The 17,635-nt window shown below is 68.4% G+C and carries 17 protein-coding genes; 14 read left to right on the top strand and 3 right to left on the bottom strand.

Annotated elements, in window-relative coordinates:
* The first annotated feature begins 3 nt into the window (after nt 1-3).
* The 9 genes from ACT53O_RS08485 to ACT53O_RS08445 all read left to right on the top strand — a co-directional run bounded on the left by ACT53O_RS08485 (nt 4) and on the right by ACT53O_RS08445 (nt 7,817).
* The gene (locus ACT53O_RS08485; protein WP_476151818.1) at nt 4-1,008 is read left to right on the top strand and encodes an FtsQ-type POTRA domain-containing protein; all 1,005 of its coding nucleotides are present in this window, start codon (nt 4-6) and stop codon (nt 1,006-1,008) included.
* A gap of 162 nt (nt 1,009-1,170) precedes the next feature.
* Nucleotides 1,171-2,316 (top strand): cell division protein FtsZ, encoded by a 1,146-nt coding sequence (gene ftsZ, locus ACT53O_RS08480; RefSeq protein ID WP_036288033.1) that lies wholly within the window; start codon nt 1,171-1,173, stop codon nt 2,314-2,316.
* Nucleotides 2,313-3,002 carry a YggS family pyridoxal phosphate-dependent enzyme gene (locus tag ACT53O_RS08475; protein WP_112931657.1) on the top strand — a complete coding sequence of 230 codons (690 nt, stop codon included), beginning with the start codon at nt 2,313-2,315 and terminating at the stop codon, nt 3,000-3,002. Before ftsZ ends, ACT53O_RS08475 begins: the two co-directional genes overlap by 4 nt.
* Nucleotides 3,003-3,034: 32 nt before the next feature.
* The gene (locus ACT53O_RS08470) at nt 3,035-3,502 is read left to right on the top strand and encodes a cell division protein SepF (protein WP_036318274.1); all 468 of its coding nucleotides are present in this window, start codon (nt 3,035-3,037) and stop codon (nt 3,500-3,502) included.
* Between the two features lie 2 nt (nt 3,503-3,504).
* Nucleotides 3,505-3,807 carry a YggT family protein gene (locus tag ACT53O_RS08465; RefSeq protein WP_036318275.1) on the top strand — a complete coding sequence of 101 codons (303 nt, stop codon included), beginning with the start codon at nt 3,505-3,507 and terminating at the stop codon, nt 3,805-3,807.
* A gap of 108 nt (nt 3,808-3,915) precedes the next feature.
* Complete coding sequence (locus ACT53O_RS08460) at nt 3,916-4,518, top strand: DivIVA domain-containing protein (protein ID WP_036318276.1); 603 nt, start codon at nt 3,916-3,918, stop codon at nt 4,516-4,518.
* 5 nt (nt 4,519-4,523) lie between these two features.
* Nucleotides 4,524-5,153, top strand: coding sequence for a signal peptidase II (locus ACT53O_RS08455; RefSeq protein ID WP_039416136.1), 630 nt, complete (start codon nt 4,524-4,526; stop codon nt 5,151-5,153).
* Nucleotides 5,153-6,070 carry an RluA family pseudouridine synthase gene (locus ACT53O_RS08450; RefSeq protein WP_476151814.1) on the top strand — a complete coding sequence of 306 codons (918 nt, stop codon included), beginning with the start codon at nt 5,153-5,155 and terminating at the stop codon, nt 6,068-6,070. Before ACT53O_RS08455 ends, ACT53O_RS08450 begins: the two co-directional genes overlap by 1 nt.
* Before the next feature lie 49 nt (nt 6,071-6,119).
* Nucleotides 6,120-7,817 (top strand): long-chain-fatty-acid--CoA ligase, encoded by a 1,698-nt coding sequence (locus ACT53O_RS08445; RefSeq protein WP_476151812.1) that lies wholly within the window; start codon nt 6,120-6,122, stop codon nt 7,815-7,817.
* A 4-nt stretch (nt 7,818-7,821) separates the two neighbouring features.
* Here the strand turns inward: ACT53O_RS08445 and ACT53O_RS08440 are convergent, their stop codons facing one another.
* Nucleotides 7,822-8,295 (bottom strand): NUDIX hydrolase, encoded by a 474-nt coding sequence (locus ACT53O_RS08440; protein ID WP_378794807.1) that lies wholly within the window; start codon nt 8,293-8,295, stop codon nt 7,822-7,824.
* 153 nt (nt 8,296-8,448) lie between these two features.
* On the opposite strand from ACT53O_RS08440, the gene dnaE reads away from it, so the two are divergent.
* The 5 genes from dnaE to ACT53O_RS08415 are packed head-to-tail and all read left to right on the top strand — an operon-like array spanning nt 8,449 to nt 15,952.
* On the top strand, nt 8,449-11,919 hold the full coding sequence (gene dnaE / locus ACT53O_RS08435) for a DNA polymerase III subunit alpha (RefSeq protein WP_244295684.1): 3,471 nt from the start codon (nt 8,449-8,451) through the stop codon (nt 11,917-11,919).
* A 57-nt stretch (nt 11,920-11,976) separates the two neighbouring features.
* Nucleotides 11,977-13,071, top strand: coding sequence for a hypothetical protein (locus ACT53O_RS08430; RefSeq protein ID WP_378794809.1), 1,095 nt, complete (start codon nt 11,977-11,979; stop codon nt 13,069-13,071).
* A 9-nt stretch (nt 13,072-13,080) separates the two neighbouring features.
* Complete coding sequence (gene hisD, locus ACT53O_RS08425) at nt 13,081-14,397, top strand: histidinol dehydrogenase (protein ID WP_476151809.1); 1,317 nt, start codon at nt 13,081-13,083, stop codon at nt 14,395-14,397.
* Between the two features lie 3 nt (nt 14,398-14,400).
* Nucleotides 14,401-14,865 carry a transcriptional regulator NrdR gene (gene nrdR, locus ACT53O_RS08420; RefSeq protein ID WP_036288013.1) on the top strand — a complete coding sequence of 155 codons (465 nt, stop codon included), beginning with the start codon at nt 14,401-14,403 and terminating at the stop codon, nt 14,863-14,865.
* 52 nt (nt 14,866-14,917) lie between these two features.
* The gene (locus ACT53O_RS08415) at nt 14,918-15,952 is read left to right on the top strand and encodes a quinone-dependent dihydroorotate dehydrogenase (RefSeq protein WP_476151807.1); all 1,035 of its coding nucleotides are present in this window, start codon (nt 14,918-14,920) and stop codon (nt 15,950-15,952) included.
* Here the strand turns inward: ACT53O_RS08415 and ACT53O_RS08410 are convergent.
* Nucleotides 15,915-17,000, bottom strand: a complete 1,086-nt coding sequence (locus tag ACT53O_RS08410; RefSeq protein ID WP_476151805.1) for a hypothetical protein — start codon at nt 16,998-17,000, stop codon at nt 15,915-15,917. The genes ACT53O_RS08415 and ACT53O_RS08410 overlap by 38 nt on opposite strands.
* 13 nt (nt 17,001-17,013) lie before the next feature.
* On the bottom strand, nt 17,014-17,574 hold the full coding sequence (locus ACT53O_RS08405) for a DUF3043 domain-containing protein (protein ID WP_036287998.1): 561 nt from the start codon (nt 17,572-17,574) through the stop codon (nt 17,014-17,016).
* Nucleotides 17,575-17,635 lie beyond the last annotated feature (61 nt).

Below are 17,635 nucleotides of genomic sequence, written 5' to 3'. Positions count from 1 at the left end.
TCCATGCGGCGGCCGACGCCCCTCCCGGCGCCGGATCAGGCGGCGCCCGACCGTGAGTCGGCGCAGGATCGTCGTGTCGAGCCGCCGGTGCGCCACGTGGGTCCGCCCCGCCGAGCGGATGCCGCTGTCGAGAAGAAGGTCGCGGAGCGTGATGACCAGCTCACCGCCCCGTTGACGCCGCTGTGGGTGTCGTCGTCGCCACGGCGCCTCGACGAGCCGACGGACTCCCCGATCGGGGAGGAGGCGGCGCCCGTCGGCGTGCGCGAAGTGTGGGCGGCGGCGCGCGCGCGACGACGCGCGTTGCGCGCGGAGGTGCGGCGTTTCACCGCGCGTCAGCGGCGACGGCGGATGACCTGGATCGTCGCGGGCTCGGCGCTGCTGCTGCTCGTGCTGGGCACGCTCGGCGTCGCGTACAGCCCGCTCTTCGCGGTGCAGCAGATCACCGTCGTCGGCACGTCCACGCTGGACCCGGCGTCCGTCGAGACCGCGCTGGAAGGGCAGCTGGGGACTCCGCTGCCGTTGGTCGACTCCTCCGCCGTCAAAGCCGCCCTCGTGAAGTTCCCGCTCGTGGAGTCCTACGCACTCGAGGCCCGCCCACCGCACGAGCTCGTGGTGCGCATCGTCGAGCGCACCCCGATCGGATCCATTCAGACGGCCGCCGGCTTCACCCTGGTGGATGCCGCGGGTGTCGCCCTGTCGACCGCGCCGCAGCCGGCCGCGGGCCACCCTGTGCTCACCGTGACCGGCGGACTCTCCTCGCCCGCCTTCGCCGCGGTCGGAACCGTCTTCCGGGCCCTCCCCGACGACATCCGTGCGCAGGTCACCGCGATCTCGGCGACCTCTGCGAACGATGTCACCCTGACCCTCGGCTCCGGGGGGACCGCGGTGGTCTGGGGCAATGCCGACGATTCCGCGCTGAAGGCCAAGAACCTCGCGGCGATCATGGCGGCGCGCCCCGGAGCCCGCAGCTACGACGTGTCGTCGCCGAGCGCGATCGTCGTCCGGTAGCGCTCGACACGGGTTTTCTGCGCGACACGCCCCGAGCCTCTCGGTCGGCGGGAGGGCTGCCGCATACCTTCAATCAAGGAATTGCATACTGAGCAATTCTTTAAACCTCAACTAGAGGTTCAAGGTTTAGCAGTCAGGGTTCGGGACACAATGGAGGCCGGCATGAGCCAGAACCAGAACTACCTCGCGGTGATCAAAGTCGTGGGTGTGGGTGGCGGCGGCGTGAACGCCGTCAATCGGATGATCGAGCTCGGGCTGCGGGGTGTCGAGTTCATCGCGGTGAACACCGACGCCCAGGCTCTGCTGATGAGCGACGCCGACGTCAAGCTGGACGTGGGCCGCGAGCTGACGCGCGGACTCGGCGCCGGCGCCGATCCCGAGGTGGGCCGTCGGGCTGCCGAGGATCACGCGGAGGAGATCGAGGAGGCCCTTGCGGGCGCCGACATGGTCTTCGTCACCGCGGGAGAGGGCGGTGGCACGGGTACCGGAGGCGCCCCCGTCGTCGCGCGCATCGCGAAGTCGATCGGCGCGCTGACCATCGGTGTCGTCACCAAGCCGTTCAGCTTCGAGGGACGCCGTCGGCAGAGTCAGGCCGAGGCGGGTGTCGCGAAGCTCAAGGAAGAGGTCGACACTCTCATCGTCGTGCCCAACGATCGACTGCTCGAGATCAGCGACCGCGGCATTTCGATGATCGAGGCCTTCGCGACCGCCGACCAGGTTCTGCTCGCGGGTGTGCAGGGCATCACCGATCTGATCACCACACCGGGTCTGATCAACCTCGACTTCGCCGACGTCAAGAGCGTCATGCAGGGCGCCGGCTCCGCCCTCATGGGCATCGGCTCGGCCCGCGGCGCGGACCGCGCTATCAAGGCCGCCGAGCTCGCGGTCGAGTCCCCGCTGCTGGAAGCGTCCATCGAAGGCGCGCACGGCGTCCTGCTGTCGATCCAGGGTGGATCCAACCTGGGAATCTTCGAGATCAATGACGCCGCGCAGCTCGTCAAGGAGGCTGCGCACCCCGAGGCCAACATCATCTTCGGCACCGTCATCGACGACACGCTGGGCGATGAGGTGCGGGTCACGGTGATCGCCGCGGGCTTCGACGGTGGAGAGCCGCAGGCGCGCATCGAGCCCATCACCGCGGCGCGCCCGGCGGCGCCCCTGGTGCCGGCCGTGCCGGCCGAAGAGGCCGCACGAGAGGGTGCGGCGGTCGAGGACAAGCAGGCTGTCACCGTGTCGGCCCCCGTGGCGGAGTCCTACGACTCGGTGTACGGCGACGACGACCTGGACATTCCCGACTTCCTGAAGTGACCGCACTGGCCGAACGACTCGCCGCCCTGGACGCCCGCATCGCGGATGCGGCCAGGGCGGTCGGCCGCGACCCCGGTGAGCTGACGCGCATCGTCGTCACCAAGTTCCACCCCGCGCGGCTGATCGACGATCTCGCCGCGCTCGGCGTGCACGACGTGGGCGAGAGTCGGCAGCAGGAGTTGAGCGCCAAGCGGGCCGAGACCGCCGGCAGAGTCCACGACGTGCGATGGCACTTCATCGGACAGCTGCAGAGCAAGAAGGCGAAGGCGGTGCGCGCGGCATCCGACTGCGTGCATTCCGTCGACCGCGATCGCGTCGCCGACGCCCTGCATGCCGCCGATCCCGAGGGCAGTCCGCTCGACGTCTTCCTCCAGGTCAATCTCACGGACGACCCCGCGCGCGGGGGAGCGGCGCCCGACGACGTCGAGGCTCTGGCGACGCACATCGCTGCACGGTGCGCGTCGCTGCGACTTCGTGGTGTCATGGCCGTCGCCCCGCTCGCGCAGGCGCCTGCGGAGGCGTTCGAGCGCCTCGCCGCGGCCGCGGCGACGGTGCGACGGGTCGTTCCGGATGCCACGTGGATGTCGGCGGGCATGTCCGGCGATTTCGCCGAGGCGATCGCCGCCGGCGCGACACACCTGCGGATCGGCACCGCAATCACGGGACCGCGCCCTGACCGCGGCTAGCCTCAGAACAGACGAGCAAACGGAGGAATGCGATGTCGAACCCGCTCAAGAAGACCATGGTGTACCTGGGCCTCGCCGATGAGGAAGAGGTCTACGAAGAGCCCGCTGCCGAGACGCCTGCACGCCGTGAGCGCTCGAGCGAGCGCCCGATCGAGAAGGCGGCCCCTGTGACCCCGCTCCACCGTCCCACCGTCGTGCGTCAGCCGACCGCGGGCACCGTCAGCGAGATCCTCACGGTGCACCCCAAGCAGTACCGCGACGCGCAGATCATCGCGGAGAACTTCCGCGACGGCATCCCGGTCATCATCAACCTCTCGCAGATGAGCGACGCCGATGCCCGGCGTCTCATCGACTTCGCGAGCGGCCTGTCGTTGGGGCTGTACGGTCGCATCGAGCGCGTGACGAGCAAGGTCTTCCTCCTCTCGCCCGAGAACGTCGCGATCTCCGGTGACGGCACGGTGGCTCAGGCCGACCCCGAGTCCGCGCCCTTCAGCCAGTAGTCGTGGAGTTCGTGCGCCTGGCGGCATTCGTCGTCGACGTCCTTCTCCTGCTCTACATCCTCGTGCTGCTGGCGAGACTCGTTCTCGAGTACATCCCGATGTTCAATCGTCAGTGGCGTCCGCGGGGATTCGGCCTCGTCTTCGCCGAGGCTGTCTTCACCCTCACCGATCCGCCGCTGCGCTTCTTCCGCCGGCTGATTCCTCCGTTGCGGATCGGTCCCATTGCGCTCGACCTGGGCTTTCCGATCACGATGTTGGCCTGTTTCGTTCTTCTGACGATCGTCCGCGTCATCGAGCGCCTCTAGCCCCCCGTCGCACGTCCCACCAGCCGCGACTATGCTTGGTCAGTACGGCTCGCCGGTGGCGGGCCGACCGAATCGGCCCGCGTCGTGAGCCCCGAAAGAGGAAACACCATGGCTTTGACCCCGGAAGACGTCGTCACGAAGCAGTTCCAGCACGTGCGGTTCAAGGAGGGTTTCGACCCGGATGAGGTCGACGACTTCCTCGACGAGATCGTCGTCGAGTGGCGCAAGACGATCGCCGAGAACGAAGAGCTGAAGGCCAAGCTCGCTGCGTACGAGTCCGGTGAGTCTGCTCCCGCCGAGGTCGTCGAGGCGGCCGTCGTCGAGGAGGCCGCCCCGGCCGTCGTCGAGTCCGTCCCCGCCCCCGCTGTCGAGGCTCCCGCCGCCGGCGGCGTGGCCGCTTCCGCCGGCATCATCGAGCTGGCACAGCGTCTGCACGACGAGCACGTGGCCGAAGGACAGGCGCAGCGCGACAAGCTCATCTCCGAGGCACAGGCCAAGGCCGCCTCGATCCTCGCCGAGGCCGAGGCCAAGGGACGCGACGAGATGGCTCGTCTCGAGAGCGAGCGCGTGACGCTCGAGGGACGCATCAGCGAGCTCCGCCAGTTCGAGCGCGACTACCGTTCGCAGCTGCGTGGGTTCATCGAGGAGAAGCTCCGCGACCTCGACGTCGCGGGCGCGACCTCGGGTGCCTCCTCGGTTTCGGCTTCCTGAGCCCGGTGGCGGACCACACCCCAGAGCGCAGTGCTCCCCGTCGGAGCCTGAACAGGGCAGCGGCCGGTGCCATCGTCGCGATTCTCGCGGCGCTGGTGCTGGCCGCTGACCAGTTCGCCAAGTATCTTGCCCTCACCACCCTGCCGTTCCAGCAGCCCGTGCAGGTCTGGGGCGACGCGCTCCAGTTCTATCTGACACGCAACCCCGGCGCCGCGTTCTCCCTCCTCGAAGGGCAGACGTGGATCTTCACGATCGTCATGACGGTCGCCGCGGTCGTCATCGTCGTTCTGACCGCGACGCGTGTGCGTGCGCGCGTGTGGGCGATCGTGCTGGGTCTGCTCCTCGGCGGAATCCTCGGAAACCTCAGCGACCGGCTCTTCCGCGACCCCGGCTTCCTGGTCGGCCACGTCGTCGACTTCATCAACACGCCCTGGATGTGGCTGGGCATGAATCCGGCGATCTACAACGTCGCCGACATGTTCATCGTGACGATGATGATCGGCGTCGCCCTGCTGGTGCTGATCGGCGTTCGCCTCGACGGCAGCCGCGAGCGCGGGTCAGCCGGCGAATCCACCGTGACGGCCTCGGCTGCGCCCGGCGAGGACGACACGACGACCACGACGCGCGAGTCCTGATGCCCTCCCGCGTCCTCCCCGTGCCCGACGGCCTCGACGGTGCCCGTGTGGATGCCGCTCTGGCCAAGATGCTGGGGTTCTCGCGTTCGTTCGCCGCGGAGGTCGCCGAAGCCGGCGGCGTGCGGATGGACGGCCGTGCGCTGGGCAAGTCCGACCGCCTGCGTGCAGCCGGCTGGCTCGAGGTGGAGTGGGAGGAGCGGCGCGAACCGGAGATCGTGCCCGTCGCCGTTCCGGATCTCGCCATCGTCTACGACGACGACGACATCGTGGTCGTCGACAAGCCCGCGGGCGTCGCCGCGCACCCGTCTCTCGGATGGGAAGGCCCGACGGTGCTCGGCGCGCTGGCCGCCGCCGGCTTCCGCATCGCCACCACGGGAGCAGCCGAGCGCCAGGGCGTCGTGCACAGACTGGATGTCGGTACCAGCGGACTCATGGTCGTCGCCAAATCGGAGCGTGCGTACACCGCACTCAAGCGGGCATTCAAGGAGCGCGAGGTCGAGAAGATCTACCACGCGGTCGTGCAGGGGCATCCCGATCCGTCGGCCGGAACGATCGATGCTCCCATCGGACGCCACCCCTCGCATTCGTGGAAGTTCGCCGTCACGCCTGACGGCAAGGACTCGGTCACCCACTACGAAACGCTCGAGGCGTTCCCCTCGGCATCCCTCCTCGAGATCCATCTGGAGACCGGACGCACCCACCAGATCCGCGTGCACATGGCTGCTCATCGTCACCCGTGCGTGGGCGACCCGCTGTACGGTGCCGATCCGACCCTGTCGGCACGTCTGGGGCTGACTCGGCAATGGTTGCACGCGCACGAACTCTCGTTCGCGCACCCGACCACGACCGCGTGGGTCACGTTCACGAGCGACTATCCGGCCGATCTCGCACACGCGCTCGAGGTGCTCCGGACCTGACCCGAGACCCATGCCGGCGGACGTACATGAGGGTGCCTAGCCTGGAAGCATGCCGCTCATCGACCGCCCGTGGCTCACGTCCTACGCGCCCGGGGTGCCCGCCGAGATCGAACCGGTAACACAGACCCTGGTCGACATGCTCGACGAGTCCGTACGGCGCTATCCTCGTCGACCCGCTCTCGAATTCTTCGGCGCCGTCACCACGTATCGCGAGCTCGGGGACCGGGTCGCCAGGGCAGCCGAGGGCTTGAGACGCCTGGGCGTCGCGCCCGGCGACCGCGTCGCGCTGATCCTCCCGAACTGCCCGCAGCATGTCGTCGCCTTCTATGCCGTGCTGCGGCTCGGTGCGATCGTCGTCGAGCACAATCCGAGATACACGGCACCGGAGCTTCGACATCAGTTCGAGGTGCATCACGCTCGAGTGGCGATCGTGTGGGATGCCGTCGCCGACACCATCGCGGAGTTTCCCTCCGACATCCGTCCCCGCCACGTCATCGCGGTGCGAATGACCGACGCGATGCCGGCCCGCATGCGGGCCGCGCTGCGCCTTCCGCTCGCGAAGGCGCGTGCGTCGCGGGCGGCGCTGACGGTGACACCCGAGGCGAAGGACGTTCTCTCGTGGTCACGGGTGGCGTCGCATCGCCCGGTGCGCAGACGCACGCCCCGTCCCCACCTCGACGATCTCGCCGCGCTGCAGCTGACGAGCGGCACCACGGGTACGCCCAAAGCGGCCATGCTCACGCACCGCAACCTCCGCTCGAACGCGGCGCAGTCGGCCGCCTGGGTGCCCGATCTGGTACCCGGACGCGAGGTCTTCTACGCCGTCCTCCCGCTCTTCCACGCCTACGGACTGACGCTCTGCCTGACCACGGCACTGTCGCTCGGAGCCCGCATCGTGCTGTTTCCGACGTTCGACGTCACCCTCACCCTCGACGCGATACGCCGTACGCCGCCGACCTTCCTCGCCGCCGTTCCGCCCATCTACGACGCCCTGGCACGGGCCGCCGTGCGCGCGGGCATCGACCTCTCGAGCCTGCGCAACGCGATCTCCGGTGCCATGGCGCTGCCGCCGTCGACCGTGCTGCGGTGGGAGGAGGCGACCCACGGCATCATCGTCGAGGGCTACGGCATGACCGAGTCGTCGCCGATCAGCGTCGGCAATCCGATGGGGCCGCTGCGCAGGCCGGGTACGGTCGGTGTGCCGTTCCCCAGCACCGAGATCCGCGTGGTGGACCCCGCGGATCCGACCCGTGACGTCGTCGACGGCGCCGAGGGCGAGCTTCTCGTGCGCGGACCGCAGGTCTTCCAGGGTTACTGGAACCGACCGGAAGAGACCGCCAGCACGCTGCTGGCGGGCGGATGGCTGCGCACCGGCGACATCGTGACGGTGGATGCCGAAGGCTTCGTGACCGTCGTGGACCGCCTCAAGGAGCTGATCATCAGCGGCGGGTTCAACATCAGCCCGAGTGAGGTCGAGAACGCGCTGCTGCTGCATCCCGACGTCGCGGATGCGGCTGTCGTCGGCATCCCGCGTTCGGACGGATCGGAGACGGTGACGGCGGCCGTGGTGATGCGCGACGGAGCGGTGTTCGATGCCGAGGAGCTGCGCTCGTTCGCACGGATCCATCTGGCGGCGTACAAGGTTCCACGATCGGTCGTGCGCGTGCCGGCGATGCCGCGCTCGCTGGTCGGCAAAGTCATCCGCCGTCAGGTGCGCGCGGACATCCTCGCCACCCGCGGACGATGACGCGTCAGCGGCCGCCGGAGAAGGAGGCCGGATCGTCCTCGGCGATGGCCAACGCGATCTTGCGCACGTCGGACTGAGCGAGCTCGGTCAGCTCCCCGAGTCCGTACCAGCCCACCTCGGTCAGTTCGCCGTCGGCGGGGAACGGGTCGCCCGTCACCCAGTCGCAGCGAAAGACCAGGTCGAGGTAGTCGACCTGGTCGCCGTTGGCGTACGTCGTCCGAGGCAGCTGCTGGATGAGAGCGAGCCGCACGGCGCGCACGTCGATGCCCGCTTCCTCCCGGCACTCGCGCACGGCCGCGTCGGCGGGCTCTTCACCCGGATCGACGATGCCGGACACGCACTGCCAGGCCCCGTTGTCGGCACGCCTGCCGAGGAGCACCTTCTCGTCCTTGAACACGACGGCGGTCACACCGACCAGCGGCAGAGGCGCAGTGCCGATCTTCTCGCGCAGCGACAGGACGAACTCTGGAGTGGCCATGGCCTCAGCCTAAGCGCCTCACCCTCAGGCTGAGGGTGAGGCGGGCTCGACGCCGCCGACGGGGCGTCTGCCCGACGATGTCGGAGGCCTTCGTAGACTCGATACGTGGCAACCGACTCCTTCGTTCATCTGCACGTGCACAGCGAGTACTCGATGCTCGACGGAGCAGCCAAGATCGGGGCGATGACCCAGGCCGCGGCCGAGTACGGGATGCCGGCGATCGCCGTCACCGACCACGGCAACACCTTCGCGGCGTTCGAGTTCTACAACGCGGCGAAGGCCGCGGGCGTCAAGCCCATCATCGGCCTGGAGGCCTACGTGACGCCGGGCACGCACCGCAGCGACAAGTCGCGGGTCGCCTGGGGCTCGCCCGATCAGAAGAGTGATGACGTCTCGGGATCGGGCGCGTACACCCACATGACGATGTGGAGCCAGAGCACGGAGGGGATGCACAACCTCTTCCGGCTGAGCTCGCTGTCGAGCATGGAGGGGTACTACTTCAAGCCACGAATGGACCGGGAGCTTCTGCAAACCTACGGGAGGGGTCTCATCGCGACGACCGGCTGCCCGTCGGGAGAGGTGCAGACGCGTCTGCGGCTGGGGCAGTACGACGCCGCCCGTGCGGCCGCTGCAGAGTTCCAGGATATCTTCGGCAAGGAGAACTACTTCGCCGAGATCATGGACCACGGTCTGTCGATCGAGCGACGAGTGATGACCGATCTGATCCGCCTCGCGAAGGATCTCGGCATCCCGCTCGTTGCCACCAACGACTCGCATTACACCCACCAGCACGAGGCCGACGCCCACGAGGCGCTCCTGTGTGTGCAGTCCGGGTCCACGCTCGACGATCCCAACCGGTTCAAGTTCGATGGCGACGGCTACTACATCAAGACCGCTGCGGAGATGCGCCAGCTCTTCCGCGACCACCCCGAGGCCTGCGACAACACATTGCTCATCGCGGAGCGGTGCGAGGTGGAGTTCAACACCTCGGCGAACTACATGCCGCGTTTCCCGGTGCCCCAGGGCGAGACCGAGGACAGCTGGCTGATCAAAGAGGTCGAGGCGGGCCTGCACTACCGCTACCCGGGGGGCATCCCCGACAAGGTCCGCACGCAGGCCGAGTACGAGACCGGCATCATCCTTCAGATGGGCTTTCCGGGGTACTTCCTCGTCGTCGCCGACTTCATCAACTGGGCGAAGGACAACGGCATCCGTGTCGGTCCGGGGCGCGGATCGGGAGCCGGCTCGATGGTGGCGTACGCCATGCGCATCACCGACCTCGACCCGCTCGAGCACGGTCTCATCTTCGAGCGCTTCCTCAATCCCGACCGCGTGTCCATGCCCGACTTCGACGTCGACTTCGATGACCGTCGCCGCGGCGAGGTGATCGACTACGTCACCGAAAAGTACGGGTCCGAGCGGGTCGCGCAGATCGTGACCTACGGCACGATCAAGTCGAAGCAGGCGCTCAAGGATGCCGGTCGCGTGCTCGGCTTCCCGTTCAGCATGGGGGAGCGTCTGACCAAGGCGATGCCGCCCGCTGTGATGGGCAAGGACATGCCGCTGTCGGGCATGTTCGACACCGCTCATCCGCGCTTCAAGGAAGCGAGCGAGTTCCGCTCGCTCATCGAGACCGACCCCGACGCCAAGACCGTTTTCGACCGCGCGCTGGGCCTGGAAGGCCTGAAGAGGCAGTGGGGCGTGCATGCTGCCGGCGTGATCATGTCCAGCGAGCCGCTGTTGGACATCATCCCGATCATGCGCCGCGAGCAGGACGGCCAGATCGTCACCCAGTTCGACTATCCGTCGTGCGAGGCGCTCGGCCTCATCAAGATGGACTTCCTCGGGCTTCGCAACCTCACGATCATCTCGGACGCGCTCGACAACATCCGGATGAACCGTGGGGAGGAACTCGACCTGGAGCACCTGACGCTCGACGATCGCGCGGCGTACGACCTGCTCACGCGAGGAGACACCCTCGGTGTCTTCCAGCTCGACGGTGGCCCCATGCGTGCCCTGCTGCGGTTGATGAAACCGGACAACTTCGAGGACATCTCCGCCGTCATCGCCCTCTACCGTCCCGGCCCGATGGGCGCGAACTCGCACACCAACTACGCGCTGCGCAAGAACGGTCAGCAGCCGATCACTCCCATCCATCCCGAGCTCGAAGAGCCGCTGCGCGACATCCTCGACACCACCTACGGCCTGATCATCTATCAGGAGCAGGTCATGGCGATCGCGCAGAAGGTCGCCGGGTTCTCCCTCGGACAGGCCGACATCCTGCGTCGCGCGATGGGGAAGAAGAAGAAGTCCGAGCTCGACAAGCAGTACGAGGGCTTCTCCGGAGGCATGAAGGAACGCGGTTATGGCGAAGGTGCCGTTCAGGCGCTCTGGGACATCCTGCTGCCTTTCTCCGACTACGCCTTCAACAAGGCCCACTCCGCCGCCTACGGTCTGGTTTCCTACTGGACGGCGTACCTGAAGGCCCACTATCCCGCCGAGTACATGGCGGCGCTGCTCACGAGCGTCGGTGACTCCAAGGACAAGATGGCCGTGTACCTCAACGAGTGTCGGCGAATGGGTATCCGGGTGCTCCCGCCCGATGTCAGCGAGTCGATCCGCTACTTCGCGGCCGTGGGCGAAGATATCCGCTTCGGGCTGGGCGCCGTCCGCAACGTCGGGGCGAACGTCGTCGACGGCATCGTCGAGGCCCGCGGCGACGAGGGATTCTCCAGCTTCCACCACTTCCTCGACACAGTGCCGATGCACGTCGCCAACAAGCGCACCGTCGAGTCGCTCATCAAGGCCGGCGCGTTCGACTCTATGGGCGACACTCGGCGGGCCCTGCTGGAGGTGCACGAAGACGCGGTCGAGGCGGCGGTGGACCGCAAGCGCAACGAGGCTCAAGGCGCGATCGGCTTCGATTTCGACTCCCTCTACGACGCCGCCGAGGAAGCGGTGCCTCCGAAGGTGCCGCCCCGGCCGGAGTGGACCAAGAAGGACAAGCTCGCCTTCGAGCGGGAGATGCTCGGGTTGTACGTGTCCGATCACCCGCTGGCCGGGCTCGAGATCCCCTTGGCCAAACACGCGTCCACGTCCATCCACGACCTCCTGGCCTCGGATGACGTCAACGACGGCGACATCGTCACGGTGGCCGGCCTCGTCACGAGCGTGCAGCACCGCGTGGCAAAACAGAGCGGCAACCCCTACGGCATGATCACGGTCGAAGACTTCGACGGAGAAGTGACCGTGATGTTCATGGGCAAGACCTACACGGAGTTCCAGTCGATGCTGGTCGCCGACAGCATCCTGGTGGTGCGCGGTCGTGTCTCCCGGCGCGATGACGGGCTGAACCTGCACGGGCAGTCGGCGTTCTCGCCCGACCTCGGTTCGGTCGATGCCACCGGCTCCTTGGTGCTCCTCATGCCCGAGCATCGCGCCACGGAGTCGACGGTCACGCAGTTGGCTCAGGTGTTCTCCCGTCACCCCGGCGACACAGAGGTCACCCTCAAGCTGCATAAGAGCGGTGTCGCGAAGGTGTTCGAAGTGCCGGCCCAGGTGCGTGTCACCGTCGACCTCTACGGCGAGTTGAAAGGCCTGCTCGGTCCGCAGTGTCTGGGCTGAGCCTGTGATCGGCCAGGTAGGATCCCAGTCGAGTTCTGTTCCGGAAGGATGCGTGACGTGACCGACGAGAAGCCCACCCCCGACAGCGCCGATGAGAGCACCGGCGAGGAGCACGACGTCGCCGTTGCCGCAGAGTCATCGAGCGGTCAAGAGCATGCCGCCGACGAGACTCCGGTTTCGGATGCCGCCGCCGGCACTACCGAGGTCGATGAGCCCGCCGCGACCTCCGCGCCGGACGTCTCGACCGTCACCTTCGCCGAGGCGTTCGAGGCGATGACCGACGGACCGGACGGCGTCGATGAGTCCGCTCCCGCGCAGTACGGGGTGGGCCCGTTCTCGATTCGCGAGGTCTCGCTCGGCGCGGTCTGGCTCGTCGCATTCGTCGTCTCGTTCTTCCCGATCTACAGCTACGGCAACCGCGGTTGGGGGACGTCGGTCTGGACGGGTATCGACTGGCTGCTCACGATCGGCGTGCCGACAGTCGCCGTGTTCCTGATCGGCCTGCGTCGACTCTCGCCACAGGGCATCCGCCGCGTCGGCTCGCTCGGAATCGATCAGTTCGCCTCGGTCGCTTTCTCGGTCTCGTCGATCATCTGGCTCGGCATCCTCTGGAGCTCGTTCGTCTCGGTGGGCGGAGGAAGCGTCTTCCTCGCGACCTGGGTCGTCTGGGCGGAGTTCATCCTCATGCTGGCCGGCGTCGTGCTCACCGTCTTCGCGCCGCTTCTGCCGACCATCGGCGAGGACTTCCAGCATCGCTCGGAGGTGCCCGCCCACCGGTATGCGAGCCCCGCTCGCCCTGTCGTAGCCCGTCCTGCGACGCAGCGGGCGCCGTACGCGGGCCCCGTCGCGACGCCGCTGACCGACGCCCACGCTGACGGGGCCCAGAGCGATGGCGCCACACCCGTCGCGGAGCCGACGTCGGAGACCACCGTCTTGGACGAGACGGTGCTCGCCCCCAGCCCGTCGCAGGCCTTCTGGGCCCTCGTTCCGGTCGAGCGCGACGTCGTCGATGAACACGGCACACCGCTGTTCCGCATCGGACCGACGGCATGGGCATTGGTCATCGAGGATCGCGGTGATCGCTTCGTCGTCCGTCACGAAGACGGCCGCATCGGCTACCTCACGGACGTCTCCGGCGTCACACGCGGGTAGCCTGGAACGATGCTCCGCACCATTGATGTGCGCGGTCGCGAGTTGACGACCGCGCAGTGGATTGCTGCTGTGCCCCGTGCTCAAGCCGCCCGCGCCGAAGCCCTTCAGGCGGCCTTTGAGATCGTCGACGACGTGCGCCTGCGCGGAGAAGCGGCGTTGCGGGAGCAGGCGGCGCGCTTCGATCGCGTCGAGGATCACGCCATTCGCGTTCCCGCCGCGCACCTCGACGACGCGCTCGAGCGTCTCGACTCGGGGGTACGGCGAGCGATCGAGGAGATGATCCGCCGCGTGCGGCTGGCCTCTGCCGCCCAGGTTCCCGCTGCGGCGATGACCGAGATCGTCCCCGGCGGCCGCGTCGAACAGCGCTGGCAGCCCGTTCGCCGCGCGGGTGTCTACGTGCCCGGCGGCAAGGCGGTGTATCCGTCGAGCGTCGTCATGAACGTCGTTCCCGCTCAGGTCGCCGGCGTCGGCGAGGTCGCGCTCGCGTCGCCGCCCCAAGCCGATGCCGGCGGCAGGGTGCATCCCGACATCCTCGCCGCCGCGCGACTTCTCGGTGTGACGGAGGTCTACGCGATGGGCGGGGCCGGCGCGGTCGGCGCCTACGCGTACGGCGTGGACAGCATCGGCCTGGAGCCCGTCGACGTCGTCACCGGCCCTGGCAACAACTTCGTCGCAGCGGCCAAGCGCGCTGTCGGCGGGCTCGTCGGAACGGATTCCGAAGCCGGCGCGACGGAGATCCTGATCGTCGCCGATGAGCACGCCGATGCTGCACTGGTCGCCGTCGATCTCATCAGTCAGGCCGAGCACGACGAGCAGGCATCGGCGGTGCTCGTCACCTGGTCGCAGGAGTTGGCGGATCGTGTGCGTGCTGAGGTCGTGGAGCGGGTCTCACGCACCCGCAACGCGGCCCGCGCGACCGAAGCGCTCAACGGTCCGCAGTCGGCGGTCGTCCTGGTCGATGATCTCGCGGCAGCCACGGCCTTCAGCAACGCGTACGCACCGGAGCATCTCGAACTGCACCTGCGCGACCCTCGTCCGGAGGACTTCGTCAATGCCGGTGCGGTGTTCGTCGGTGCGTACTCGCCCGTGAGTCTCGGGGACTACCTGGCCGGGAGCAACCACGTGCTCCCGACGGGCGGGCAGCCGCGGTACGCGGCGGGCCTGTCGGCGGCGACGTTTCTGCGTCCGCAGCAGGTCATCGTGTACGACCGCGAAGCGCTGCGGGCGGCCCACGACGACATCGTCGCGCTGGCGGTCGCCGAGGCGCTGCCGGCGCACGGCGAAGCGGTCACGGCGCGGTTCGCGGACCTTTCGGCGGGGGAGTGACGCGTGCATTGCCCGTTCTGCCGTCACGCCGATTCGCGCGTGATCGATTCCCGTACCAGCGATGACGGTCTCAGCATCCGCCGTCGCCGCCAATGCCCGCAGTGCGGAGGCCGGTTCACGACCGTTGAGACCGCCAGTCTCAACGTCATCAAGCGCTCCGGCGTCATCGAGCCGTTCAGTCGCGAGAAGGTGATGTCCGGCGTTCGCAAAGCCTGCCAGGGGCGCCCGGTGACCGAAGGCGATCTGGCGATGCTCGCTCAAGCGGTGGAGGAGGCGGTGCGCCAGACCGGCGCGTCGCAGATCGACACGAACGAGATCGGTCTGACCATCCTCGGCCCGCTGCGCGACCTCGACGAGGTGGCCTATCTGCGCTTCGCCAGCGTGTACCAGGCTTTCGACTCGCTGGAGGACTTCGAGGCGTCGATCGCGCAGCTGCGTGCCGACCACGCGGCGGAGGCGACGGAGTAGTCACGGCCGTCGCGCGCGGGACGACCCTGGGCGCGCCCTAGGCTGAGATCCGATGTACGCCTTCATCTTCCGCACCGTCTTCGCGCACATGGACCCCGAGCGGGCCCACCACCTCGTCATCCCCGTCATCCGTGCATTCGGCATCTGGCCGCTGCGTCCGATCGTGCGGGCGCTGACGGCGCCGGACCCGTCCCTGCGCACGCGCGCCCTCGGGATCGACTTCGACTCGCCGTTCGGTGTCGCCGCCGGCTTCGACAAGAACGCCGTGATGAGCGAGGGCCTGTTCGCGCTCGGCTTCGGTCATGTCGAAGTGGGCACCGTGACGGCGGTGCCGCAGGAGGGAAACCCGCGTCCACGCCTCTTCCGCCTCATCGCCGACAGAGGCCTGATCAACCGCATGGGCTTCAACAACGCGGGCGCCTCGGCGGCTGCCCGCAGGCTCGGCCGATCGCGCCGTCGAGGCCGCCGCGCCGTGCTCGGTGCGAACATCGGCAAGAGTCGCATCGTCGATGTCGAGCACGCCACGGCCGACTACGTCACCAGCACGAAGCTGGTCGCTCCGGTGGCGGACTACCTCGTCGTCAATGTCTCCTCGCCCAACACTCCCGGGCTGCGCGGACTGCAGGCCGTAGAGACGTTGCGCCCCCTCCTGGAGGCGGTTCGGGATGCCGCAGGCGCCACCCCCCTGCTCGTGAAGATCGCCCCTGACCTCCCGGACGACGAGGTCGAGGCGGTGGCGCGCCTGGCGGTCGACCTCGGCCTGGCCGGGCTCGTCGCGACCAATACGACGATCTCACGCGAAGGCCTCACGGCGGACGCCTCCGCTGTTGCGGCGATGGGTGCGGGCGGCCTCTCCGGTGCCCCGCTGCGCGGTCGGGCGCTGGAGGTGTTGAAGATCGTGCGCGCGGTCGTGCCTGAGGGGTTCTGCGTCATCTCCGCCGGAGGCGTGGAAGACGCCGACGACGTGCAGCAGCGGCTGGATGCCGGGGCCACTCTCGTGCAGGGATACACCGGCTTCATCTACCGCGGGCCTCTCTGGGCGCGTCAGATCAACCGAGGGCTGATGGCGGCGCGCCGGACCCGCTGACCGTGTTCGTCGGCGCGCTCCGCGTGTAGCGCAGAGTGCCGCGCCGCTCGTGGGGGCGCAGTCCAGACTCCTCGAGTACCCGGCGCATCCGGTGCATGAGCGGCGGCAGCTGCGAAGCTTTACCGTTCTGCTGGCGCACCATGCCCACGAGGAATGTCTCGCTGCGGGTCGCGGTGTGCACCTCGAAGCGCGCAGTATCGCCTTGCGAGCGCCAGATCACGCTCTGGATCATCGGGTACGGAACGGTCCAGCGGTCTTCGGCATCCACGACGAGCGCTCCGGTGTGCCACCGAAGCGTCACGGGGAGGCGCCGACTGTTGACGACTCCCCAGATCGCCGCGTACACCGGCATCCCGACGAAGAGGCCCAAAGCGACGACGATCATGAGCGGGGGCAGGCGGAGGAGCCAGCGTTCGGTGACGATCACGACCACCGCACTGAGCGCGCCGACGACGACCACCGCTCCGACGGCGAGAGCCGTCACCGCCGCTGTCGTGAAGCGCGCGGCGTTCACCGTGACTTCGGGACGACGATCCGCCCCGCTCCACGTGGGCTCCGCCAGGGCCGCCGCGCGTCGCTCAGCGGCGCGGTCGAACCGTCCGGAGATTCGACCGAGGAGGGTGATCAGCACCCATCCACCGGCCGGTGGGATGCCGAGCGCGACGACGGAGAGTGAGCGAGGCCACGGTTCCGGCAGCGATCCGAGGGTCCGGATGAGGGGAGTGGTCGATGCCAGCAGCGCGATGGCCCCGAGGGCGAGTGCGACGTGCCCTCCCCACTGCCACCGTTCTGGCCAGGCGCTCAGCGCATTGACGAGGGCGAAACCGACTGCCCAGCCGCCGATGATGACGCAGAGGTAGGCCGGGAATCCGCCGTCGCTCGTCGGAGTGACGAGCAGTGCGCCCGCGGCGCAGAGCGCGACGCCGATGAGTGCGGGCACGACGACGAACCAGATCCGCCACTGGTGCGCGGCGCGAGGAGTGGATTGCTCCGTCGGCCTCCGACTCGTCGTCGCGCCGTCGGTGTCCGCGGCATCGGCGCCGCCCATCGGAACGATGACCTCAGACGGGTCGGCCGCCGCGCTTGACCTGCGGCTTGGGCAGCCTCATGAAACGCATCTGGATCGTGCGCATGCCGGCGTACCAGCCGAGGCCCTTCTCCGTGCGGTCCGCGAACTTCTCGCGCGCGAGCTTCTTCACCCGCACGCTCGTGATGATCATGTCGACGACGACCACGAGGATGTAGAGCCAGAGTGCGGCGAACCCGTAGTAGACGATGGCGGTGTTCGGAATGAGGCTCAGCAGGATCACGATCAGCATGAGCGGCATGAGCAGCTCGCCCGGGTGCCACCCACCGTCGACGACGTCGCGGACGAACCGGCGCTGCGGGCCACGGTCGCGAACCGGCAGGTACTTCTCCTCGCCGTTCGCCATGCCGATGCGGGCACGCTCGCGCTGCGAGGCCAGCTCGGCTTTCGCGCGGGCCCGCGCCTCCTTCGTGTCGGCGACGAGAGGACGCTTGCGGGCGGCCTCCTGCTCGGCTCGCGACGGCGTCGGACGGTGCTTGCCGGGTCCGGTCGGGACGGTGGCGTCGGCGTCGGGAGCGGCGGGGTTCTTGGCCACGGTGTGGATCCTCGTTGTCATCACGGGTGGTGCGCACGCGCGGGAACGCGCGGCAGCTGCG

The sequence above is a fragment of the Microbacterium sp. DMC48 genome, from assembly GCF_056313825.1.
This window is presented reverse-complemented; position numbering and strand designations above follow the sequence as displayed.